The sequence below is a fragment of the Streptomyces sp. NPDC096323 genome (assembly GCF_040302845.1).
Lineage (GTDB): Bacteria > Actinomycetota > Actinomycetes > Streptomycetales > Streptomycetaceae > Streptomyces.
The window spans coordinates 64,123-86,897 of the sequence record NZ_JBEOSI010000006.1 but is presented as its reverse complement, the minus strand read 5'-3'; the positions used below and the strand labels follow the sequence as shown (position 1 = coordinate 86,897).

Here is a 22,775-nt window from a genome sequence, read left to right as displayed (position 1 = left end):
CGGGGACGGCCCGCCGCACCTCAGGGACGCGGCTCGGCCGCCGCCCTGCTCGCGGCGCCGGCGTCCGGAACCGCCACGGGCTTGCGGTCACCGGCACGCAGCACCCCGGCGCCCAGCACCAGTCCGAACGCCAGCACCGACACCACACCGAACGAGACGACCAGCGAAGTGGCCTCGGCCAGGGAGCCGATGGCCGACGGAGCGATGAGTCCCGAGGTGTACGTGATCGTCGCGACGCCCGCGATCGCCTGGCTCGGATTCGGCCCGCTGCGGCCGGCCGCGGCGAAGGCGAGCGGCACGACCACGGCGATGCCGAGCCCCATCAGTGCGAAACCGGACATCGCCAGAGCCGCGTTCGGGGCGGTGACGACCATCACGCCGCCGACCGTCGCGAGAACACCGCCGGACCGCACGGTCCGCACCGCGCCGAAGCGGTCGACGATCCGGTCCCCGGCGATCCGGGCGACGGCCATGGTCAGGGCGAACGCGGTCGTCGAGGCGGCCGCCAGCCCCGCGGAACTGTCCAGTACGTCACGCAGGTAGACCGCCGACCAGTCCAGGCTGGCCCCCTCGGCGAAGACCGCGCAGAAGCCGACCGCGCCGATGATCAGCGCCGACTTCGGCGGCCGGGCGAAGCGAGGCGGCGGCTCCTCGTCCGGTTCGCTGCGCAGGTCCAGCACCCGCTGACAGGCGATCAGGCCCAGGACGGTCAGCACGAGCGCGACGACCGTGTGGTGCAGTCGCGCGTCGGCCCCCACATGCGCGGCCACGGTGCCGGCCGCCGAACCGATCAGGGCGCCGACGCTCCACATCCCGTGCAGCCCGGACATGATCGACTTGTCGAGACGGTTCTCCACCTCGACGCCGAGGGCGTTCATCGCCACGTCCGACATGCCGGCGGACGCCCCGTACACGAAGAGCGCCGCGCACAGCGTGAGCAGGTTCGGGGCCAGGGCCGGCAGGATCAGTGCCAGGGTCCACATGGCCAGCAGCCCGCGCAGCGCGGTCCTGGCGCCGAAGCGGTGGCTGACCGTGCCGGCGAGCGGCATCGCGAGCGAGGCGCCGATCGCGGGGAAGGCCAGAGCGATGCCGAGCTGGCCCGCGCTGACCCCGGCGTGATCCTGGATCCAGGGCACCCGCGTGGCGAAACTGCCGGTCACCGCGCCGTGCACGGTGAAGACCGCGGCGACGGCATACCTGGCCCGCCGCACCTCTCGTGTGCCGAAGCCCGTATCCGTGGAATCAGTCGTCATACCGCCGTGCCCTCCCCTGGGAATTCTCCGTCCGCGTGGTCCGCGACGCTCCGGGCGCCCTTCTCCACGATGCGGGGAGTAAAATATCAGGAACCCTGCCTGATAAATAGGCCGCCCGGTCCCGGACCACGGCGGTGATCTGGAAGGATCCCGGCATGCCCGCATCACCGAGCACCGCCCGGGCCATCAACGACCGGCTCGCCCTGCGCCTCCTCGAGCAGGACGGCCCGCTGACGGCCACCCAGTTGAAGACCCTGACCGGGCTCTCCCGGCCCACCGTCGCCGACCTGGTCGAACGGCTGCAGGACGCGGGACTCATCAGCGTGGTCGGGGAGAGCGGGGCCGAGCGCCGCGGGCCCAACGCCCGGCTCTACGGCATCGTCGCCGACCGCGCCCACCTGGCCGGCCTCGACGTACGCACCGACAGCGTCGCCGTCGTCGTCGCCGACCTGCTGGGCGCGACCCTCGCCGAAGCCACCCTGCCGATCGGCAGCGACACCGCCACGGACGACGCCGTCGAACAGGCCGTCGCCCTCCTGGAACACACGGCGCGCGCGGCCGGCCCGGCGCCCCTGCACAGCGTCGGCATCGGCGCCCCCGGGCTCATCGACCCGGTCACCGGTGAACTGCGGGACACGACCGGCCTGCCGGCCTGGCACCGCCGACTCGTCCAGGCCCTCCAGCAGCGGCTGCCGGCCACGGTGCTCGTGGAGAACGAGACCAATCTCGCCGCCGTCGCCGAACACCGCGTCGGAGCCGCCCAGGATCACGACACGTTCGTCCTGCTGTGGCTCGGCCACGGGGTCGGAGCGGCCGTCATGCTGGACGGGAAGCTGCGCCGCGGTGCCTCGGGCGGCGCCGGCGAGATCGGCTTCCTGCCGGTTCCCGGCACGATCGGGATCCCCTCGGCCGTCAACTGCGACGGGGGCTTTCACTCCCTCGTAGGCTCGGCGCCGCTCTGCGAACTGGCCGCCGCGCACGGCATCACCGCCCCGGCCGGAGGCCAGGAGCCCGGCGGCGCGGCCGTCGTCCGCTTGGCGCTCGCGGGGGAGGGGGACAGCGCGGCCTTCCTCGGCACCCTCGCCGACCGCCTCGCCCTGGGCGTCGCCGCCGTCGCCTCGGTCCTCGACCCGGGCTGCGTGCTGCTGGCCGGCGAGGTCGGTTCGGCGGGCGGCGACGAGCTGGCCGCGCGCGTCGAGGAACGGCTCGCCATGATGTCCCCGCTGCGTACGGAGGTCCGGGCGGGGCGCCTGGGCGGCACGGCGGTCCTCCACGGAGCGGTGCTCGCGGCGCGTGACGCGGCGCAGGACTCCTTGTTCGGCCCGCCGCGCTGACGGCCGGGGCCCTCTTGCGAGGACGGGTCCCTTTGCCGGTTGCCCCGGTCCGGGGCACGGGTCTTTGTCCTCAATCGCCGGACGGGCTTGATTTCTGCGGGTCCCCTGCGGGGTGCGGATCCCCCTTGGTGCGGGGTTCCGTCCTCAAGCGCCGGACGGGCTTGAAGGGGGCGGCTTGCCCCGCGGGGTGCGGGTTCCCCACGGCGCGGGGTTCCGTCCTCAATCTCCCCCATAGCCTTAAGGGCATGGGGGGACCCCCATGACGGGCTTGGAGTGGTGCGGCTTGCCCCGCCGGTGCGGGCGCCCCTGCCCGGTGGGGGTCCGGGGTCCCTCCGGGGCGTCTCCTCGGACGACGAACGTTCGGCGGGTACGCAGCGGACCCGGGTCGGTGTTCGTCGTCCTGCGGGGACTCCCCTGCACGCCCCCGGACCCGCCCGTCTGGCGTCTGCGACAGTCGATCCACCGGGCGTTCACACGCAAGACGGCCGGGTGGGGGCGTGCAGGGGAGTCCCCGCAGGAAATGGCGTACGACTCGGGTCGTTTCCGCACCCGGTCGCAAATGCCATTTCTGAGGAGTCTCCCCGGAGGGACCCCACCCCCACCCACCGGCGTGGCGCACCCGCACCCCGCGAGGGGACCCGCACACAAGCCTGTCCGGCGATTGAGGATGGAACCCCCCGCCCCATGGACCGTCAGCAGGCTCCGAGGTCCTGCCAGACGCCCCATTCACCGGTGGACCCCGGCGTCTCGCCCTTCGTCCACCACTTGGCCTTCCACTGGTGCGAGCCATGGCTGACGGTCGCACCCGATCCGTACTCCGCCGACGCGCTCCAGGCCGCCGCGGCGCAGCTGCCGCCCGTCGGGTCCGGCGACGGTGACGGCGACGTCGTGGAGCCGCCCGGCTCGACGACCGTCGTGCCCCGGGCCAGGTCCGCCGCCAGCGCGTACGACTGCCCGCCGAAGGTGACGGTCCAGTTCGACGGCGTGGACGTCGGCAGGTAGTACACGAAGTCGATCTGCACCGACGCGCCAGGCGCCAGCGTCTGCCAGGAGGGCAGCTTGAGCGAGACGCGGTTGTAGTCGCCCTTCAGCCCGCCGATGTTGTTGGCGGCGGTGTGGTCGCTGCGCACGATCGTGGTGCCGAAGCCCGACTGGTCCTTGGCGTTGGCGGGCGCCGAGGTCGCGTAGTCGAACTGGAACTCCGTACCGCCGGGCAGCGTCGCCGACGTGTTGTTGGTGATCTTCAGCTTGGGGCTGATCGGGTAGTTGGAGTCACCCAGCGGGAACTGGTCGAAGGAGACGTCGATGTTCAGTGCCCGGGTGGGCAGGTCGATCGTGGAGCGCTTCGCCCCGTACGGAGCCGCCGACTTGAAGGCGTCGTACATCGCGGAGGTGAGTGTGGAGCCCGGCTCGTACTGGCCCTTCGCGGCGTTCCAGCCGTAGTCGCCCGCGAGTTCCCAGATCATCGTGCCGCCGATGCCCTTGTCGGCGACGTAGGCCGCCTTGGCCTTCACGGACTGCTCGTCCTCGGTGGAGAGGAAGACCTTCTTCTCGGCGTTCCAGAGCCACGGTGCGACCAGCGTGGAGTCGTAGTTGCGGACGTAGGTGCCGGTCAGCTTCGTGCCGGCGGGGAATCCGTAATCCGTGACGTAGTCGCCGACGACGCCCTTCTCCAGGTTCTTCGCGTGCCACATCGGGTTGGAGCCGGCGGGCGCCTCCTTGCCGTTGGTGTCCTGGTCGTGCCAGAGGTTGTCGATGCCGACGGCGCCGTCCCCGCACTTGGTCAGCCCCGCGCCGGCCGGGCAGTCGGTGGTGGCGGCTCTGCCCCAGAGGCCGTTGGTGCCGCCTTGCACGTTCTTGAAGCCGCGGGTGTAGTACGGCAGTCCGATGTTGATGCGGCCTGACGGCATGGAACCGCGGAAGTAGTGGTAGGCCCAGTCGGTGTTGAGGTAGCCGGTTCCGCCGTACTGCGAGGTCGAGTAGACGCTCCCCTGGGCGAGTTCGGCGTCCTTGCCGTCGTCGAACAGGGCGGCGTTCGGTCCGACGTATTCGTTCCAGGCGCCGTGGAGGTCGTACGACATGATGTTGACGTAGTCCAGGTACTTCTGGACCTGGAAGGTCTCCATGCCGCGCAGCAGGTAGCCGGACGAGGGGGCGGCGACGCTGAGCAGGTAGTGCCTGCCGTCGGCGGCGGACGCGCGGTCGAGCTTCTCGCGCAGTGTCTTCATCAGCGCGGCGTAGCTCTTGACCAGACCGGCCCGGCGGGCGTTGGACAGGGTCCAGTCGAGCGGGTTGCCCGCGTCCTTCATCGTGGTCGGGTACTCGTAGTCGATGTCGACACCGTTGAAGCCGTACTTCTTGATGAAGTCGACCGTGGAGTCGGCGAAGGTGTTGATGCCGCCCTGGTTGACCGAGCCGTCGGCGTTGGCCGCCATGGAGTAGAAGCCGCCGGAGTCGATCCGCTTGCCGCTGTCGTCGAAGTAGCCTCCGGTCTCGGCCCAGCCGCCGACCGACACCATCGTCTTCACGTTCGGGTACTGCTTCTTGAACTTGTTGAGCAGGTTGAAGTGGCCCTTGTAGGGCAGCGCCGGGTCCATCTCGGCTCCGGCGACACCCGGCCAGGTCATGCCGGTCGAGGCGTTGGCCGGTCCGTCGCCGCCGACGGAGATCTTGTGGGCGCCGTCGACGTGGGCGAAGGCGTAGTTGAGGTGGGTGACCTTGTCCCACGGGATGTCGGAGGCGAGGTAGGCGGGCTTGCCGTCCTTGCCGGTCCGCCAGTTGGTGAAGTAGCCGATGACACGCCGCGGGTGGTCGGCGCCCATCTTCTCGCGGCCCTCGGAGTCGTACACGGAGCAGTACGGGACGGCGACGCCCGGGGTCTCGTAGAGCCCGTCGGGGCGACAGGATTCCTGGTCGGCGGCTTGCGAGGGGGTTGCGGCGAGCGAGCCGACCAGCAGTGCGGCGATACCGGCGCCGGCTGCGAGCAGGGTGGCTCTCGCGCGAGTGGGGAACAGCACGTTCGGTTCCTCCTGGGGAGGTCGGCAGAACACAACTGACAAGGCGGTGGGTCGTGTTGGTTCCCGGGTGTGCGCACACCGCGGAACCGCTCCTCGGAGGTGACGCAGAGATTAAGAGGACTAGACCACTGCGTCAATAGGTCTGGACCAACAAGGTGGGGGTGTCCGAAAAGAGCCCTTGTCACGGGCTGTCTGTGAGCCACTCCACAGCGTTCGCCCGTATGGGTCACGGAGACTCGTGGCACACTGATCGTGTACCAGCAGCAGCGCACTCCGGGGTCGGTGCAATTCCGAACCGGCGGTTATAGTCCGCGACCCGTCCGCATCCAGCGGCCGGTTGACCAGGTGAGATTCCTGGACCGACGGTTAAAGTCCGGATGGGAGGCAGTGCGCGGCGGGCCGTTTCGCGGGTACGCCGCCGTCGGCGGATGGTTTTTCGGGCGACCGATCCATCCGTTTTTTCGGGCAGTCGGCGTCTTCCTGTGCAGCGTTCCGCTTCATCTGTCGTCATCGACAGGCCCCGGAGTCCGTGCCCGAAGAGGCAGGAGGACCCGGTGGATACCGCAGCCGACACGACCGCCATGCGCCGAGCCGTCACGCTCGCCGCCCGCGGTCTCGGCTCCACCAGCCCCAATCCGGTCGTCGGATGCGTCGTCCTCGACGCGACGGGACAGCCCGTCGGTGAAGGCTTCCACCAGCGCGCCGGCGGGCCGCACGCCGAGATCCACGCCCTGCGCGCGGCCGGTGCGAAGGCGCGTGGCGGCACGGCCTACGTGACCCTCGAACCCTGCAACCACACCGGTCGCACGGGTCCCTGTGCCCAGGCGCTCATCGAGGCGGGGATCGCCCGTGTCGTGTACGCGGTCGGCGACCCGAACCCGCAGGCCACCGGCGGTGCGGACACCCTGCGCGCCGCCGGGATCAAGGCCGAGCAGGGCCTGCTCGCCGATGAGGCCGAAGCGGTCAACGCCGCCTGGCTGACCTCGGTGCGCCTCGGCCGTCCGCACGTCACCTGGAAGTACGCGGCGACCCTGGACGGCCGGATCGCGGCCGCCGACGCCACCAGCCGCTGGATCACCTCCGTCGAGGCCCGCGCCGACGTCCACCGGCTGCGCGCCGAGGCGGACGCCGTCGTGGTCGGCTCCGGCACCGCCCGCGCCGACGACCCCCAGCTCGCTGTACGGGGCATCGACGGCGCCGTCCAGCCGCTGCGGGTCGTCGTCGACACCGCGGCCACCGCCGTACGGCCCGGCGCCCGGGTCCTCGACGCCACCGCGCCCACCGTGGTCGCGGTCGCCGACGACGCCGATGCCCGGCACCTCCCCGACGAGGCCGTGCTGCGGCTGCCGCGCGCCGCCGGCGGCCGCCCCGGACTGGACCTCTCCGCCCTGCTCGCCGCCCTCCACGGCCGCGGCGTCCGCTCCGTGCTCCTCGAAGGCGGGCCGGCCCTGGCCGGGGCCTTCGTCGCGGCGGGACTGGTCGACAAGGTCGTCGGCTACCTCGCCCCAGTCCTCCTCGGCGCCGGCCCCGCGGCCCTCGCCGACGCCGGAATCTCCACCATCGCCCAGGCGTTGCGGCTCGATGTGACCGAGACCGTTCACATCGGCCCGGATCTGCGCATCACCGCCGTACTCGGCCCCGCCCGGAAGGAAATCTGAGTGTTCACCGGAATTGTCGAAGAACTGGGTGAGGTCACCGCCGTCGAGAAGCTCGGCGACGCCTCACGGTTCCGCCTGCGCGGTGCCGTCGTCACCGAGGGCGCCAAGCACGGCGACTCGATCGCCGTCAACGGCGTCTGCCTGACCGTCGTCGACCTCGGCGAGGACGAGTTCACCGCCGATGTGATGGCCGAGACCCTGAACCGCTCCAGCCTCGGCGCCCTGGCCACGGGCTCCCGGGTCAACCTGGAGCGCCCCATGGCGCTCGGCGGCCGGCTCGGCGGACACATCGTCCAGGGTCACGTCGACGGCACGGGCCGCGTCGTCGAACGAAAGATCTCCGAGAACTGGGAGATCGTGAAGATCTCCCTTCCCTCGGAGCTGACCCGCTACGTGGTGGAGAAGGGCTCGATCACCGTCGACGGCGTCAGCCTGACCGTCGTGGACGCGGGGCCCGACTACTTCACCATCAGCCTCATCCCCACCACCCTCGCCCTGACCACGCTCGGCATCAAGGAGCCCGGCGACCCGGTCAACCTCGAGGTGGACGTCATCGCGAAGTACGTCGAGCGGCTGCTCGGCAACTCCGCGCCGGAGAACGGGGAGGCGGCGAAGTGAGCGCTCTGCACTGGCTGAACTCGGAGGCGTTCACCGCCTTCGACCAGCACATCATCTGGTCCGACATGATCGGCAACACGATCGGTCTGATCGCCCTGGCCCTGGGCTGGCTGCGCTCGATCTGGACCTGGCCCGCCCAGCTCCTGTCCGGCGCGGTGCTGGTCGCCGCCAACGTCTCCGTCCACCAGGCGGGCAGCGTCGGCAAGCAGATCATCGTCATCGCCGTGGCCGTCTGGGGCTGGCAGCAGTGGACCCGGGGCCGACAGCAGGCCCAGGACGGCTCCCTCGCCGTACGGTTCGCCACCTGGCGCGAGCGCGGCTACCTGCTCGGCGGCGCCGCCCTCGGCACCCTCGCGGTCGGCGGCCTGTTCACCGCGTTTCCCTCGCTCTCCTGGAGCCCGTGGGCGGACGCGTACATCTTCTCCGGCACGCTCGTGGCGATGCTCGCCCAGGCCCGCGGCATGGTCGAGTTCTGGTTCGCCTGGCTCCTCGTCGACCTGGTCGGCGTACCGCTCAACTTCCACAGCGGTCTCGCCTTCTCGGGTCTCATCTACGTCGTCTACGGGGCCCTCGTCCTGTGGGGGATGCGCGACTGGTGGCTGCGCACGCGGACACCCGCTCTGGAAGGAGCCACGGCATGACTGCCCAGCCCGCCTGGTTGCACCGCGACGTGCCCGCCGAGGACCTCTCCCTCGACCCCGTCGAGCAGGCCATCCGTGACATCGCCGCAGGCCGGCCCGTCGTCGTCGTCGACGACGAGGACCGGGAGAACGAGGGCGACCTCGTCATCGCGGCCGAGAAGGCCACGCCCGAGATCGTCGCCTTCATGATGAGCGAGTGCCGCGGACTGATCTGCGCGCCCATGGAGAACGACGAGCTGGAACGGCTCGAACTGCCGCAGATGGTCGAGCACAACACCGAGTCGATGAAGACGGCCTTCACCGTCTCCGTCGACGCCTCGCCCGCGCACGGCGTGAGTACCGGCATCTCCGCCGCCGACCGGGCCGCCACCCTCCGGCTGCTCGCGGGCGGTACGGCGGGCCCCGGCGACTTCGTACGCCCCGGCCACATCTTCCCGTTGCGCGCCCGCTCCGGCGGGGTGCTCGTGCGCAACGGCCACACCGAGGCCGCCGTGGACCTCGCCCGGCTGGCCGGGCTGCGGCCCGCCGGGGCGATCGTCGAGATCGCCGGTGAGGACGGCGTCATGCTGCGCCTGCCCGAGCTGGTCCCGTTCGCCCGCAAGCACGGTCTGACGATCATCTCCATCGAGGACCTCATCGCCTACCGGCGCAGCGCCGAGCCGACGGTCCGCCGCGAGGCCGAGGTGCGGCTGCCGACCACCTTCGGCGCCTTCACCGCGTACGGCTACCGCTCCCTCGTGGACGGCGTCGAACACGTCGCACTGGTCCACGGCGACATCGGCGACGGCGAGGACGTCCTGGTCCGCGTCCACTCCGAGTGCCTGACCGGCGACATCTTCCAGTCCCAGCGCTGCGACTGCGGCCCCCAGCTGCACGCCTCCATGGAGCGCATCACGGAGGAGGGCCGCGGCATCGTCGTCTATCTGCGCGGCCACGAGGGCCGCGGCATCGGGCTCCTGTCCAAGCTGCGCGCGTACGAACTCCAGGAGCGCGGCGTCGACACCCTCGACGCCAACCTGGAGCTGGGCCTGCCCGCCGACGCCCGGGACTACGCGGCCGGCGCCCAGATCCTCGAGGACCTCGGCGTCCGCAGTCTGCGGCTCATGACGAACAACCCCGAGAAGACCGCCGCGATCCTGCGGCACGGTCTGGCCGTCACCGGACGGGAGCCGATGCCCGTCCAGGCCGGCGAGCACAATCTGCGGTACCTGCGCACCAAGCGCGACCGCATGGGCCACGACCTGCCCTGGCTCGACGCGGCCACCGCGTCGACCTGCGGCAACCAGTAACACACCAGCACGTTTCCGGTACGAAGTAGGAGAGACATGAGCGGCAAGGGCGCACCCGAACTGTCCGTACGCAACTGCGGAGACCTGCGCGTCGCGGTCATCGCGGCGCAGTGGCACGAGAAGGTCATGGACGGACTCGTCGACGGCGCACTGCGCGCGCTGCACGAGCTCGGCATCGACGAGCCGACCCTGCTGCGGGTGCCCGGCAGCTTCGAGCTCCCGGTCGTCGCCAAGGTGCTGGCCGGCCGCGGGTACGACGCGATCGTCGCCCTCGGCGTGATCATCCGCGGCGGCACCCCGCACTTCGAATACGTGTCGCACGGCGTCACCAACGGCCTCACCCAGGTCGCCGTCGACACCGGTGTCCCCGTCGGCTTCGGCGTCCTCACGTGTGACACGGAGGAGCAGGCACTCGACCGGGCCGGCCTGGACGGGTCCAACGAGGACAAGGGGCACGAAGCGGTCACCGCCGCCGTCGCCACCGCCACCACACTCCGCTCGGTCAGCGAACCCTGGCGCTGAGTGCGGGTCCGGGACCCCTTATTCTTAAGGACATCATGGCGAACAAAACCTTCGAAGAGCTCTTCGCCGAGCTGCAGCTCAAGGCCGCCAACGGCGACCCCTCCACCTCCCGTACCGCCGAACTGGTGGACAAGGGCGTGCATGCCATCGGCAAGAAGGTCGTCGAGGAGGCCGCCGAAGTCTGGATGGCCGCCGAGCACGAGAGCAAGGACGCGGCCGCCGAGGAGATCTCGCAACTGCTGTACCACGTCCAGGTGATGATGGTCGCGCGCGGAATCTCCCTCGACGACGTGTACGCCCATCTCTGAGCACGACGTCCGCGCCCGGCTCTGAGCACAACGTCCGTGCCACCTCCGAGCACGATCTCCGCGCCCCTCCGCACGTTCCAGCCGCCTCTTTCGCAAAGGAAACCCGACCTCATGCTGCGCATCGCCGTCCCCAACAAGGGTGCTATCTCCGGGCCTGCGATGGCGATGCTCCATGAGGCGGGCTACAAGCAGCGCAAGGAGTCCAAGGAACTCGTCCTCGTCGATCCCGACAACCAGGTGGAGTTCTTCTACCTGCGCCCGCGCGACATCGCGATCTACGTCAGCTCGGGCCGCCTCGACATCGGCATCACCGGCCGCGACCTGCTGCTGGACTCCGGCGCCGATGCGGAGGAGATCCTCCAGCTCGGCTTCGCCCGCTCCACCTTCCGTTACGCCACCAAGCCCGGCACCGCCGCCGGGCCGCAGGACTTCGACGGCATGACGATCGCCACCTCCTACGAGGGCATCGTCGCCAAGCACCTCGCCGACACCGGCGTCAACGCCTCCGTGGTCCACCTCGACGGCGCCGTGGAGACCGCCATCGAGCTGGGCGTCGCCCAGATCATCGCCGACGTCGTCGAGACCGGCACCAGCATGCGCAACGCCGGACTCGAAGTCATCGGCGAGCCGATCATGAAGTCGGAAGCGGTCGTCATCCGCCGCACCGGCGCCCCCGCGGACGATCCCAAGGTCCAGCAGTTCCTGCGCCGCCTGCAGGGCGTCCTGGTGGCCAGGAGCTACGTGATGATGGACTACGACTGCCGCGTCGAGCACCTGGAACGCGCCGTCGCCCTCACCCCCGGCCTGGAGTCGCCGACCATCTCCCCGCTGCACCACGAGGGCTGGGTCGCGGTCCGCTCGATGGTCGCCTCGAAGGAGGCGCAGCGGATCATGGACGACCTGTACGATCTCGGCGCCCGCGCCATTCTCACCACGGCCATCCACGCCTGCCGCCTCTGACGGCGGGAGACGGAAGAAGACCATGCCAGCCCCCGCACTGCCCGCCCTTCCGGTCACCTTCCGGCCCACCCTCACCCGGGTGGTCCTGTTGAGCGTCGGGGCGGCGATGTTCGCCGTCATCACCGTCGTCGCCTTCACCCTGGAACAGCTCAGCGGGGGAGAGCGCGTCAGCTTCGTCTTCACGGCGCTGCTCTTCTTCGGCGTCCTGGCGCTGCTCAGCCGCCCCAAGATCGTGGCGGACGACAGCGGGGTGACCGTGGTCAACATCACTCGTACCCGGCGGCTGTCCTGGGCGGAGATCGTGCGCGTCAACCTGCGTGTCGGCGACCCGTGGGTCTTCCTCGACCTCAGCGACGGGACCAGCATGCCGGCCCTCGGCATCCAGCCCGGAATCGCCAAGGAACACGCCATCCGCGACGCCCGCACGCTCCGCGCCCTCGCCGAGAACCACGGCACCGGCACGGACAACCGCTGAGCCCCCTGCCCCGACGGGCCTCTTGTTGATTACTCTGGAAGGCGGCGGCGCCCTGTGCGCCCCGCCCCGCACCAGAGGCCTCCGAGGCCCGCGGGGCTTTCCTGCGACCCAAGGAGTGACTCCCTCCAGCAATGGACGGATCGTCCGGTAGTACCTGCGCCGCCCCTTCGATGGAGGCGGCGGCATGACCACCCCCCTGCTGCTTCTCAGCGCGGCATTCCTTCTCATCCTCGCCAATGGATTCTTCGTGGCAGCCGAATTCGGGCTCGTCACGGTGGAACGGGCGGACGCCGAGCGCGCCGCCGCCGAGGGCGACCGACGGGCCCGCACCGTCGTCGACGCCCTGCGCGAACTCTCCTTCCAGCTCTCCGGCACCCAGCTCGGCATCACGATCACCTCCCTGGTGGTCGGGATGCTCGCCGAGCCGGCGCTGGCCCAGCTGCTGCACGCCCCCCTCTCCCTGACCGGTCTGCCCGGCGGCGCCGTCCCCGGCATCAGCGTGGTCATCGGCATGCTGCTCGCGGCCGCCGTCCAGATGGTCATCGGCGAACTCGTACCGAAGAACTGGGCGGTCTCCAAGCCGCTCCAGGTCGCACGGTTCGTCGCCGGACCCCAGCTGGGTTTCACCCGGGTCTTCCGCCCGCTGATCGGACTGCTGAACACCGTCGCCAACCGGCTGGTGCGCCTCCTGGGCGTCGAGCCGACCGACGAGCTGGCGTCCGCCCGTACGCCGGGGGAGCTGGTCTCCCTCGCGCGGCACTCGGCCGAGGCCGGCACCCTCGAGCAGGACACCGCGGACCTCTTCGTACGGACACTGTCGCTCGCCGGGCTCACCGCCCAGCACGTGATGACGCCGCGCGTGAAGGTCAGCGCCCTCCAGTCCACCGCCACCGCGGCGGACGTCCTCAACCTCACCCGCGCCACCGGCCTCTCCCGCTTTCCCGTCTACCGGGAGCGCATCGACGAGGTCGTCGGCATGGTCCACCTCAAGGACGCGCTGGCCGTCCCCGCCCCGGACCGGCTGCGGACCCCCGCCGGCCGGATCGCCGTGCCGCCGCTGCTGGTGCCCGAGACCCTGCCCGTCGGGCAGCTGCTCCAGCGGCTGCGCAACGAGCAGCCGATCGCCGTGGTGGTCGACGAGTACGGCGGTACCGCCGGAGTCGTCACGCTGGAGGACATCATCGAGGAGCTTGTCGGCGAGGTGCGCGACGAGCACGACGCCGAAGGCGCCGACCGCCCCGAGCTGGCCGCCGCGGCCCCCGAGGACGGGCGGCCCGCCTGGGACGCCGAAGGCAGCTGCCGCGTACTGACCCTGCGCCGGATAGGCCTCGACGTACCCGACGGCCCGTACGAGACCGTCGCCGGGCTGGTCGCCGACCTGCTGGGCCGGATTCCCGCCCCCGGTGACCGGACCGAACTGCCCGGATGGCGGATCGCCGTCCGGGAGGTCGGCCACTACCGGGCCGAGAAGGTCCGTTTCGTACGCCTGGCCGAGGCACCCGCACCGGCCGCCGCGCCGCGGGCGTCCCGCCGCGTCCTGGAGGCCGCACGATGAGTCTGGTCCAGTTGATCTTCGCCGGACTTCTCGTCCTGGCGAACGGCTTCTTCGTCGGGGCGGAATTCGCGCTCGTCTCCGTGCGCCGCAGCCAGGTCGAACCCCTGGCCGCAGCCGGGTCGAGCCGGGCCCGCCAGGTGCTGTACGGCCTGGAGAACCTGCCGCAGATGATGGCGGCCGCCCAGTTCGGCATCACCATCTGCTCGCTGACCCTCGGCGCCGTGGCCGAACCGACCGTCGCCCGGCTGCTGGAGCCGGTGTTCCACGCGGCGCACCTGCCGGAGGGGATGATCCACCCGCTCGGTTTCGTGCTGGCGCTGGCCTTCGTCGTCTCCCTCCACCTCGTCGTCGGCGAGATGGTCCCGAAGAACCTGGCCATGGCGGCTCCGGAGAAGACCGCGCTGTGGCTCAGCCCCGGCCTCGTCGGCTTCGCCCGCCTCTGCCGGCCGGTCACCTCCGCGCTCGGCGCCTGCGCCCGGCTGGTGCTCCGGATCTTCGGGGTCGAGCCGAAGGACGAGGTGGAGGCCGTCTTCACCAGCGAGCAGCTCAACCGGCTCGTCGAGGACTCCGGACAGGCCGGGCTCCTGGAGCCCGAGGCGCAGGAACGGCTGGAGGACGCCCTCGAACTCGGCAGCAGGCCCGTCACCGACGTGCTCCTGCGCCGGGCGGCCCTGGTGACGGTGGACCCCTCCGTCACCCCGCGCCGGATCGAGGAGCTCACCGTGCGGACCGGCTACTCGCGCTTCCCCGTCTGCGCGGAGGGCGGCGGCCCGTTCATGGGCTACCTGCACGTCAAGGACGTCCTCGACCTGGAGGACGGTGAGCGGGCCGTCCCGCAGCACGTGTGGCGCCCCATGGCGACCGTGCGGGCCGAACTTCCGCTGGACGACGCCCTGACGGTGATGCGCCGCGCGGCGACGCATCTGGCGCAGGTCGCCGACGCGTCGGGCCGGGTCCTGGGCCTCGTGGCCATGGAGGACGTACTGGAGATGCTGGTCGGAGAGGTACGGGACCCGGCCCACCGGGTCTCGGAGCCCCGCCGCACCGAGGAACGGCAGACCGGCTCGGACGAACGGTCCGCCCTGGTCGGGTAGGCCCTTCGTCCGGTCGGGCCGGCAGGAACCGCCTCACACCTCGGGCGGTTCCTGCCGGCCCCGCCCCACCGGGCCCCGCCCGGACAGCACCTCGCCGTACGCCTGCATCAGATCCGGCAGCCGCAGCGTCGCCAGATCGTCCCGCGTCGGCACCGTCGCATACCCCGACAGCCGCAGATCACGGTAGGCGCAACTCTTCTCGTACAGCGTGCGCAGGAAACGACCGTTGCCCAGCTCGTCCAGCCATCCCTGGTCGACGACATGGCCGCTGATGGAGCGCAGCTCCTCGAGCGACTCCTCGTCCCACGCGTCCCCGTTCTCCGCCGCCAGCACCTCGCCGATGGCGGTGAGTTCCAGCGGCCGGTAGCTGGGGAAGTCCACCCGGGTGGTGAAGCGGGACGAGAGCCCGGGATTGGTGGACAGCAGCCGGTCCATGCCCTCCGGGTAGCCGGCCAGGATGACGACGAGATGGTCCCGGTTGTCCTCCGCGCGTTTGAGGAGCACCTGCAGGGCCTCGTCGCCGTACGCGTCGCCCTTGCTGTACCCGGTGTTGGAGAGGCTGTACGCCTCGTCGACGAAGAGCACCCCGCCCAGCGCGGAGTCGATCAGCTCGTTGGCCTTGACCGCCGTCTGTCCCAGGAACTCGCCTACCAGGTCCGCACGCTGGGCCTCGACCAGATGGTCACCGCCGAGCAGGCCCAGCGCGTAGAACACCCGCCCCAGGATCCGGGCCACCGTGGTCTTGCCGGTCCCCGACGGCCCCGAGAAGACGAAATGCCGCTTCGGCGGCTGTACGGGCAGCCCCTGGCCCGACCGCAGCCTCGCCATGTTCAGTTGCGCCGACAACGCCTTGACCTGCCGCTTCACCGGCTCCAGGCCGACCATCCGCTCCAGCTCCGCCAGCGCCTCGGCGAGCAGCACCGGATCGCTGGGCCCCGCCGGGAACGACTGCTGCGTGGCGGCCGCGCTCTTGTGCCGTGCCCCGCCCGGCGGCGGAGCCCCGACGCCCGGCAGGTCCTGCGCCTCGACGCCCGGCCGCGGCTCCCTGCCGTCCACCAGGTCGGTGCCGAGCAGCGAGTCGCCGTCCGGCTGCGCCTCCGCGAACGTCCCGTCGGCGCCCAGTCCGGTCAGCGAGACGGCGGCGAGTCCGGACGCCTCCTCGGAGCCGTCCAGCCCGTCGTAGTCCGCGATCGCGGCCAGCCGCGCCGAGGTGTCCATGAACGCGGGGTCGATGCGGTGGACCGCCCGGTACAGGGGCAGCGCGGCCGCGCTGCGGCCGGTGCCCTCGTGTGCGCGGGCCAGCCAGTAGCGCAGTTCCTTGCGCTGCGGCTGCTCGCTGCGGCAGCGCATGAGCGCGGTGGACAGGAGGGGTTCGGCCTGCCCGTACATCTCCAGCCGCACCCGCGCCATCCCGCCGAAGAGCCCTGCCTCGATGCCCAGCAGCGGATCGTCGATCAGCTGCTCCGTATGGCGTACGAGCTGGTCCCAGTCCTTGACGAGGTAGGAGCGGCAGGCGTGCAGGAAGCGGACCTGCGGGTCGGCGTCCACCGGCGGCAGTCCGGCCAACGCCCGGTCGAGTTCAGGCACATGGCGGCCGTCCAGCCAGTGCGAGGCGTGCGCGAGCAGCAGGTCGCGCGGGCTCTCCAGCACCGGCTGCACCCACCAGCCCAGCCAGTACCAGGAGTTGAGGGTGCGTCGGTGGCGTCCGCGCTGGTCGCCGAACCGGTCGCGGTGGCGGTACATGTGCAGCAGCGCCGCCGTCGTGTCGACCCGCAGCGCGTGGAGGCCGAGCCAGGCGTCGGCCATGCCGGGATCGAGCCGCACGGCAGCTCTGAACTCCTCCTCGGCCTGCGGATAGGCGCCCATCGTGTAGGCGTCCACGCCGCGCAGCCACGCGAGGTCGGCCGGGGCCTGTGTGCCCTTCGTGCCGATGTCCATCAGGTCCCCCACAAACCGTGCCCCCAGGATGTCCCGCCGGGCACGCCGGCCCACCGAGGTGCGCCGAATCACTGTGCCATGGACGGGAATTGACCGCACCGAGAGGCATCGTACCTGCGCAGGGAGTATGCGACTAAGGGCGCCGCAAGCCGAAGGCGGCCATTACCGACGGTAGGCGAAAGTGAGTGCGGAGAGGCCGGAAACCGGCACCGGGCACAGAGCGAAGCCCCCGGTCACGGGGGAACAACCGGGGGCTTCGCGTCCGCGGGGGCTCCGAAAAGCCGCACATTGAGAACGTAAGACCTGTACCGCCCCCGGGTCAAGCAGAGTTGGGGCACTTCCGGTCTGTTTTCCGACTGCTCAGTATGGCCGGTCCGGGTGGTCGCGCTCAGTGACGGAATGATTCATTCCTGCTGTCGGGGGCGTTCCCTCCAGCCACTCGTACCCCACAGGCAACTGACGTATCAGAGCATCGGCCCAGGGGCGCGAGGGATCGGCCGAGAAATGAGCCGCCTCGGCAGCCGTCCAGCCGTCCCAGAAGGCGGTCAGCGCCGGTCCGTCCCGCCGCCGGCCCCGCTCCCAGGACTCCGCGGCCGGCAGGTCCATCCACAGCAGTTGCGCGAGAGCCGGGCGCAGAGCCCGCCGTCCCGCGCCGACGCCCTCGATCACCACGAGCGGGGCCGGGGCCAGCGAGCGCGGCGGCCCGAAGCTGCGCGCCGTCCAGTCGTACGGCGCGTAGCGGGCGGTTTCGCCGCGCGACAGCGGTCCGGTCACCTGTTCCCGCAGTCGTCCCGTCCAGCCGAACAGTTCCTCGTGCGTGGCCAGGTCGTCGAGGTGCAGCACGGGAGCGTCGCCGAGCGCCGCCGCGAGCCGGGCGGCGAAGGTGCTCTTGCCGGATCCCGCGTGGCCGTCGACGGCGACCAGCCGGACCGGCCCGCAGGACGGCGGCAGGGTGCGCAGCCGTGCGGCAAGGCGCGAGAGGTCGTTCATGGCCCCAGCCTACGAGCCGGTGCGGAGCGGCCCAGGTCACGCCAGTGGTCCAGACCCATATTGGTCCGTCGGCACGGGCCGAATCGCTGGCCGAACCGGGGACCGAACCGCAATAGTTGGCGCACTGTCGTGCACCCGCAGCCCCATTCCACTGACACCCGGGGGTCTCGCCCATGCCAAGTCCGACCTCACGCAGAACCGTGCTCACCGCCGCGATCGCGGCAGCGGCCGGCGCCGGAGCGGTGTCGTCCGCCGCTTCCGCTTCGGCCGCGGCCCCACCCCGTACCCGGCTCGACGCACCTTCGGCGGCAGCCTCTCTTGTGGACAACCGATTCTGGTCGACGTACACCGACTGGCGCTGCGGATCGGGCGCGGGCACCCGTGCCGTCGCCGGCCGCCGCGCTGGGCTGGTGATCGGGCACCCGCTGGGGCGTACCGACTACACCGACCCGCACACCGGCACCACCGCGACGTGGGACTACGCCACCTGGACCTCACCGGTCCACCGCTCCACCGTCCCGGCCACCGAGGTGATCGCCTCCTGGAACGCAAACACGCCCGCCGGCACCTGGATCCAGATCGAGCTGCGGGGCGACTACTCGGACGGCACCGAGACCCCCTGGTACGTCATGGGCCGCTGGGCCGCGGGCGACGGAGACATCCGCCGCACCTCGGTCGACGACCAGACCGACGGCAAGAGCTCCATCTGGACCGACACCTTCTCGGTGGACGACGCGGCGAGCGGTCTGCGCCTGCTGTCCTACCGGCTGCGGCTGACCCTGTACCGCACGCCGGGCACCCGGCTCACCCCGACGGTGTGGCGCATCGGCGCGATGGCCTCGGACATCCCCGACCGCTTCACCGTGCCCGCTTCCACCCCGGGCCTGGCCCGGGAGCTGCCGGTGCCGCGCTACTCGCAGAACGTGCACGTCGGGCAGTACCCCGAGTACGACAACGGCGGCGAGGCATGGTGCAGCCCCACCTCCTCGCAGATGATCATCGAGTACTGGGGCCGCAGGCCCAGCGCCGAGGACCTCTCCTGGGTCAAGCCGGGACTGGAGGACCCACAGGTCTGCCACGCGGCGCGCTTCACGTACGACCATCAGTACGAGGGCTGCGGGAACTGGCCGTTCAACGCCGCCTATGCGGCGACGTACGACGACATGAACGCCGCGGTGACCCGGCTCGGCTCGCTGGAGGACCTGGAGACCCTGATCCGGGCCGGCATCCCGGTCATAACGTCGCAGTCGTTCCTCAAGACGGAACTGACCGGCGCGGGCTACGGCACCTCCGGCCACCTGATGACGGTGATCGGCTTCACCGAGGACGGCGACGTGATCGCCAACGACCCGGCGTCGCCGAACGACGAGGCGGTGCGACGGGTCTACCTGCGGTCGGAGTGGGAGAACATCTGGCTGCGTACGAAGCGCTACGACGCGAACGGCAAGGTCAGAAGCGGTACCGGCGGCGTGTGTTACATCTTCTGGCCGGTCAGGACAGCACCGGATCAGCGCCGCGCGCTGCGGTCGCTCGGCTTGCTGTGAACATGTGCGGCCCCACGGTCGTCCCGACGACCTGACGCCACCGCTTGGGGCCGTCCCGGGATGAGGTGTCCGTGCCGGTCCACCGTGACCCTGATCGAACGATGTCCGAGCCGGGCGAGACGCCTCGTGACTGGACACACCGTTCGTCGGGGCCGCGGTGGGCCCCCGTGCGGAGACGCCGACGACGACGCCGCACGACGACGCGGGCGCCCCGGCCATCTGGTGGAACTCCGCCGCCCGAGCCGCAGCCTCGTCGTCGCCACCGCTCCGGGCCATGCGGAGCACTGCGCCTTCGGCGCCGTCGCCGCGCTGCCCGGGGGCGTCGAATCTCGGTCACGCTGCGCCGCGGGCCGGGCGGCGGCCCGTGCAGTGGCTGACGCCGCCAAGAGGAGAGAAGGCGCGCAGACGCAGGATCTTTCATCCGCTGAGCCGGTGAAGTCGTGAAACTTGTTGCAGGCGCGAGAATGCCTTCTGACGTGTTGGTTAAGGCTCAACGCAAAGCGGTGGCTGAAACTTCTTGCAGCAATTTGCGCAAGGTGTTGTCGCCCTTGAGGATGCGGGGCATGGCAAACCTCCTGAAGCGCATATCCCGACCGGCCGGCCTCGGCGCCATGACCGCGGCAGGGCTCCTGCTGGCGCTGATCGCCGCCCCGTCCGCCTCGGGCGCGACCGACACCCCCGCCCCGGAGTGCGTGCAGCACTACCAGAGCTGGCGCTACACCGATGTCTTCAACGGCTGTGGCGAGACCGTCGCCGTCACGGTCGAGTACGCGAACGGCCAGTCCGCCCCGTGCCGCGTTCTCGCGCCCGGTGGCTGGGCGACCTTCGCCGGCTACGGAACGGACGGCAACTACGTCACGGGACTGCGCGGCTGCGACCCTCTGGAGACGAGCGGCGCCTGACCCTCGGCGTTCCGGGGCCCGGTTGCGGCGCGGGGCGGCGGCTCGCGGTCGTCGGCTCCGCCCGCCCCGGGGAGGTGAGGCCGACGCGTCACCTGCGGCGGTACTCGCCTCCACTCGCGGCGGTATTCGCCTGAGCCGAGAGTCCCCGGACGGTGCTCGCTTGTGGCGGCGGTCGAACAATTCCGCGGTTCTCGCTCTTGCATGTCTTATGACAGATCCCATAAGTTACCGATGGGTAGTCCATTTGGCGGCTCGCCCGACCGTGTGGAGGGGGTGGCGGGTGAGTCCGCGCAGGAGTGACAGTCGCGAGCGGATGATCCTCAGTGCCGCCGCTCTGCTGCGCGAGTACGGGGCGAGTGCGACCAGCGTCGACCGGGTGCTCGCGCACAGCGGTGCCCCTCGGGGCTCGGTGTACCACCACTTCCCCGGGGGACGGGCGCAGCTCATCGACGAGGCGGTGACGCTGGCGGGGGACTTCATCGCGGGCCTGATCGACGCGGCCGTGCAGGCGGAGGACCCGGTGGAGGCCGTCGACGCGTTCTTCGCCCTGTGGCGCGACCGGCTGGTCGAGAGCGGCTTCCGGGCCGGCTGCCCGATCGTGGCGGTGGCCGTCGAGACGAACGACGACGCTCCACAGCTCGCCCGCTCCGCCGCCGCCGTCTTCGCCCGCTGGCAGGAAGCCCTCGCGGGCCTGTTCCTGCGGCACGGCCTGACCGAGGAACGCAGCCGACGGCTCGGATCCTTCATCATCGCCGCGGTCGAAGGCGCGGTGATCATGTGCCGGGCCGAGCGGAGCACCCGCCCGATCGAGGCCGCCGCCGCCGAGATCCACGACCTTCTCCGCTACGCCCTGCGGGAGCGTCCAGAATCCGAGCCCCGGCCCGGGACGTAGCGCGCAGTCCTCTTCCACTCAAGTCAGCTCAGTCCGAAGGAGTCGCCATGCCCTCGCTCGACCGCCACGACAACGTCTTCGTCCTCGACCTCGGAGACGGGGAGAACCGCTTCCATCCTGACTGGCTCACCGCCGTCGGCGCCGCGCTCGACGAGGTGGAGAAGGCGGAGGGCCCCCGCGCCCTGGTCACCGCCGCCACCGGCAAGTTCTACTCCAACGGGCTCGACCTGGACTGGCTGTTCGCCCACGCCGACCAGCATCAGGACTATGTGGTCTCGGTCCACGAGCTCCTCGCCCGGATGCTGTCGCTGCCGGTCATCACGGTGGCCGCGCTGCAGGGGCACACCTTCGCTGCCGGTGCGATGTTGTCGCTCGCCCACGACTTCCGTGTCATGCGGGCCGACCGCGGATACTGGTGCCTGCCCGAGGCGGACATCAACATCCCCTTCACGCCCGGCATGGCCGCCCTGATCCAGTCCCGGCTGGCCCCGCAGACCGCACACAGGGCCATGCTCACCGCCCACCGCTACGGCGGGTCCGACGCCGAGGCCGCCGGCATCGTCGACCACGCGGTCGGCGAGGACGCCGTGCGCACCACCGCGATCGAGATCGCCCAGGCGCAGGTGAACAAGGCCGGCGACACCCTCGGCACCATCAAGGCCCGCATGTACGCCCCGGCCCTCGCCACCCTGCGCGACACCACCAACCCGCTCGGCTGAGCCGACATCCGCACCGACCGCACCGCGCTCCCCGGGGGCGGGCCGGAGCTCAGCCCTCGTGGAGCGCGGTGCGGAGGAAGTCGACGGCGACTTTGCGTGCGACGTTGGCGGCGCGGGTGTCGCGGAGGCTGTCCAGGAGGAGGAAGTCGTGGACCATGCCGGCGACGCGGACGGAGGTGACGTCGACCCCGGCCTCGCGGAGCTTGTTGGCGTACTGCTCGCCCTCGTCGCGCAGGACGTCGGCCTCGTCGGTGATGACCAGAGTCGTGGGCAGACCCTTGAGTTGCTCCAGGGACGCCCGGAGCGGGGAGGCGTGTGCCTCCGTGCGCCGGCCGGGCTCGGAGTAGTTGTCCCAGAACCACTTCATGCCGTCGCGGGTCAGGTAGTAGCCCTCGGCGAACTGCAGGTAGGACGGGGTGTCGAAGTCGGCGTTCGTCACCGGGTAGAGGAGGCACTGGGCTTTGAGGCCGATGCCGCCACGTTCCTTGTTCATCAGGGCGAACACCGCGGACATGCAGCCGCCGACCGAATCACCGGTGACGGCGACGCGTGAGGCGTCCAGGCCGTGCTCCGCGCCGTGTTCCAGGACCCACTGGCCGACCGCGTAGTTCTGCTCGATCTGCGTGGGGTACTTCGCCTCGGGCGCGCGGTCGTAGACGGGGAAGACGCCTGCCGCCCCGGCGCCGACCGCGAGTTCGCGGAAGAGCCGGTCGTGCGTCTTGTCGTCGCCGAAGACCCAGCCGGCGCCATGGATGTAGAAGATGACCGGCAGTGGTCCGGAGGCTCCCCCGGGCCGGATGATCCGGGTGCGGACCGTGCCCCATTCGCCCGCGTCCACGTCGACCCACTCCTCGTCGACATCGGGGCGGGGCACGCTCGCGTCGCTCTGGAGGCCGAGCAGGATGTCGCGGCCCTTCTCCGGCGGGACCTCGTAGATCCGCGGGTGCGGGTCCGTGGCCTCACACAACTCCTTCGCGGCCGCTTCGAGGGAGGGGGTGATCGGAGGAGGAAGATCGGTCATGTCCACTCCAGTGTCGCGGCACGCACGTGCCCTGGTGCCGAGGTC

20 protein-coding genes and 1 riboswitch are annotated in these 22,775 nt (G+C 71.0%); of the genes, 15 read left to right on the top strand and 5 right to left on the bottom strand.

The window, feature by feature from the left end; all coding sequences use genetic code 11:
- Positions 1-20 precede the first annotated feature (20 nt).
- A complete protein-coding gene (locus ABTX18_RS17985) occupies positions 21-1,253 on the bottom strand; it encodes an MFS transporter (protein ID WP_352123680.1) in 1,233 nt (410 codons plus the stop codon).
- A gap of 155 nt (positions 1,254-1,408) precedes the next feature.
- Between ABTX18_RS17985 and ABTX18_RS17980 the strand changes: the two genes are divergently transcribed.
- The gene (locus tag ABTX18_RS17980) at positions 1,409-2,587 is read left to right on the top strand and encodes an ROK family transcriptional regulator (RefSeq protein ID WP_352123679.1); all 1,179 of its coding nucleotides are present in this window, start codon (positions 1,409-1,411) and stop codon (positions 2,585-2,587) included.
- A 692-nt stretch (positions 2,588-3,279) separates the two neighbouring features.
- On the opposite strand, the gene ABTX18_RS17975 is transcribed toward ABTX18_RS17980, so the two are convergent.
- Positions 3,280-5,604, bottom strand: coding sequence for a chitinase C-terminal domain-containing protein (locus ABTX18_RS17975; protein ID WP_352123678.1), 2,325 nt, complete (start codon positions 5,602-5,604; stop codon positions 3,280-3,282).
- 264 nt (positions 5,605-5,868) lie between these two features.
- Positions 5,869-5,999, top strand: a riboswitch (FMN riboswitch).
- 159 nt (positions 6,000-6,158) lie between these two features.
- Here ABTX18_RS17975 and ribD point away from each other — a divergent pair.
- The 10 genes from ribD to ABTX18_RS17925 all read left to right on the top strand — a co-directional run bounded on the left by ribD (position 6,159) and on the right by ABTX18_RS17925 (position 14,724).
- Complete coding sequence (gene ribD / locus ABTX18_RS17970) at positions 6,159-7,262, top strand: bifunctional diaminohydroxyphosphoribosylaminopyrimidine deaminase/5-amino-6-(5-phosphoribosylamino)uracil reductase RibD (RefSeq protein ID WP_352123677.1); 1,104 nt, start codon at positions 6,159-6,161, stop codon at positions 7,260-7,262.
- Positions 7,263-7,880 carry a riboflavin synthase gene (locus ABTX18_RS17965; protein WP_352123676.1) on the top strand — a complete coding sequence of 206 codons (618 nt, stop codon included), beginning with the start codon at positions 7,263-7,265 and terminating at the stop codon, positions 7,878-7,880.
- The gene (locus ABTX18_RS17960) at positions 7,877-8,521 is read left to right on the top strand and encodes a nicotinamide mononucleotide transporter family protein (protein WP_352123675.1); all 645 of its coding nucleotides are present in this window, start codon (positions 7,877-7,879) and stop codon (positions 8,519-8,521) included. Before ABTX18_RS17965 ends, ABTX18_RS17960 begins: the two co-directional genes overlap by 4 nt.
- On the top strand, positions 8,518-9,810 hold the full coding sequence (locus ABTX18_RS17955) for a bifunctional 3,4-dihydroxy-2-butanone-4-phosphate synthase/GTP cyclohydrolase II (RefSeq protein WP_352123674.1): 1,293 nt from the start codon (positions 8,518-8,520) through the stop codon (positions 9,808-9,810). The genes ABTX18_RS17960 and ABTX18_RS17955 overlap by 4 nt, the downstream gene beginning before the upstream one ends.
- Positions 9,811-9,846: 36 nt before the next feature.
- The gene (gene ribH / locus ABTX18_RS17950) at positions 9,847-10,332 is read left to right on the top strand and encodes a 6,7-dimethyl-8-ribityllumazine synthase (RefSeq protein ID WP_352123673.1); all 486 of its coding nucleotides are present in this window, start codon (positions 9,847-9,849) and stop codon (positions 10,330-10,332) included.
- 35 nt (positions 10,333-10,367) lie between these two features.
- Positions 10,368-10,640, top strand: coding sequence for a phosphoribosyl-ATP diphosphatase (locus ABTX18_RS17945; protein ID WP_018524273.1), 273 nt, complete (start codon positions 10,368-10,370; stop codon positions 10,638-10,640).
- 111 nt (positions 10,641-10,751) lie between these two features.
- On the top strand, positions 10,752-11,600 hold the full coding sequence (hisG, locus tag ABTX18_RS17940; protein ID WP_352123672.1) for an ATP phosphoribosyltransferase: 849 nt from the start codon (positions 10,752-10,754) through the stop codon (positions 11,598-11,600).
- 22 nt (positions 11,601-11,622) lie between these two features.
- Positions 11,623-12,075, top strand: a complete 453-nt coding sequence (locus tag ABTX18_RS17935) for a PH domain-containing protein (RefSeq protein WP_352123671.1) — start codon at positions 11,623-11,625, stop codon at positions 12,073-12,075.
- 184 nt (positions 12,076-12,259) lie between these two features.
- Positions 12,260-13,630, top strand: a complete 1,371-nt coding sequence (locus ABTX18_RS17930; RefSeq protein WP_352123670.1) for a hemolysin family protein — start codon at positions 12,260-12,262, stop codon at positions 13,628-13,630.
- Positions 13,627-14,724 carry a hemolysin family protein gene (locus tag ABTX18_RS17925; RefSeq protein WP_352123669.1) on the top strand — a complete coding sequence of 366 codons (1,098 nt, stop codon included), beginning with the start codon at positions 13,627-13,629 and terminating at the stop codon, positions 14,722-14,724. Before ABTX18_RS17930 ends, ABTX18_RS17925 begins: the two co-directional genes overlap by 4 nt.
- A 33-nt stretch (positions 14,725-14,757) precedes the next feature.
- On the opposite strand, the gene ABTX18_RS17920 is transcribed toward ABTX18_RS17925, so the two are convergent.
- Together ABTX18_RS17920 and ABTX18_RS17915 are read right to left on the bottom strand one after the other, a co-directional pair.
- Positions 14,758-16,662: an AAA family ATPase gene (locus tag ABTX18_RS17920; RefSeq protein ID WP_352123668.1), complete on the bottom strand. Its 1,905-nt coding sequence runs from the start codon at positions 16,660-16,662 to the stop codon at positions 14,758-14,760.
- A 360-nt stretch (positions 16,663-17,022) separates the two neighbouring features.
- Positions 17,023-17,652, bottom strand: a complete 630-nt coding sequence (locus ABTX18_RS17915; RefSeq protein ID WP_352123667.1) for a uridine kinase family protein — start codon at positions 17,650-17,652, stop codon at positions 17,023-17,025.
- 173 nt (positions 17,653-17,825) lie between these two features.
- Between ABTX18_RS17915 and ABTX18_RS17910 the strand changes: the two genes are divergently transcribed.
- The 4 genes from ABTX18_RS17910 (at position 17,826) to ABTX18_RS17895 (ending at position 21,709) form a co-directional block, all read left to right on the top strand.
- Positions 17,826-19,196 carry a C39 family peptidase gene (locus ABTX18_RS17910; protein WP_352123666.1) on the top strand — a complete coding sequence of 457 codons (1,371 nt, stop codon included), beginning with the start codon at positions 17,826-17,828 and terminating at the stop codon, positions 19,194-19,196.
- A 563-nt stretch (positions 19,197-19,759) separates the two neighbouring features.
- On the top strand, positions 19,760-20,098 hold the full coding sequence (locus ABTX18_RS17905; RefSeq protein ID WP_352123665.1) for an alpha-amylase inhibitor: 339 nt from the start codon (positions 19,760-19,762) through the stop codon (positions 20,096-20,098).
- 313 nt (positions 20,099-20,411) lie between these two features.
- The gene (locus ABTX18_RS17900; RefSeq protein WP_352123664.1) at positions 20,412-20,990 is read left to right on the top strand and encodes a TetR/AcrR family transcriptional regulator; all 579 of its coding nucleotides are present in this window, start codon (positions 20,412-20,414) and stop codon (positions 20,988-20,990) included.
- 47 nt (positions 20,991-21,037) lie between these two features.
- Positions 21,038-21,709 (top strand): enoyl-CoA hydratase-related protein, encoded by a 672-nt coding sequence (locus ABTX18_RS17895; RefSeq protein ID WP_352123663.1) that lies wholly within the window; start codon positions 21,038-21,040, stop codon positions 21,707-21,709.
- A 49-nt stretch (positions 21,710-21,758) separates the two neighbouring features.
- On the opposite strand, the gene ABTX18_RS17890 is transcribed toward ABTX18_RS17895, so the two are convergent.
- On the bottom strand, positions 21,759-22,730 hold the full coding sequence (locus ABTX18_RS17890; protein WP_352123662.1) for an alpha/beta hydrolase: 972 nt from the start codon (positions 22,728-22,730) through the stop codon (positions 21,759-21,761).
- Positions 22,731-22,775 lie beyond the last annotated feature (45 nt).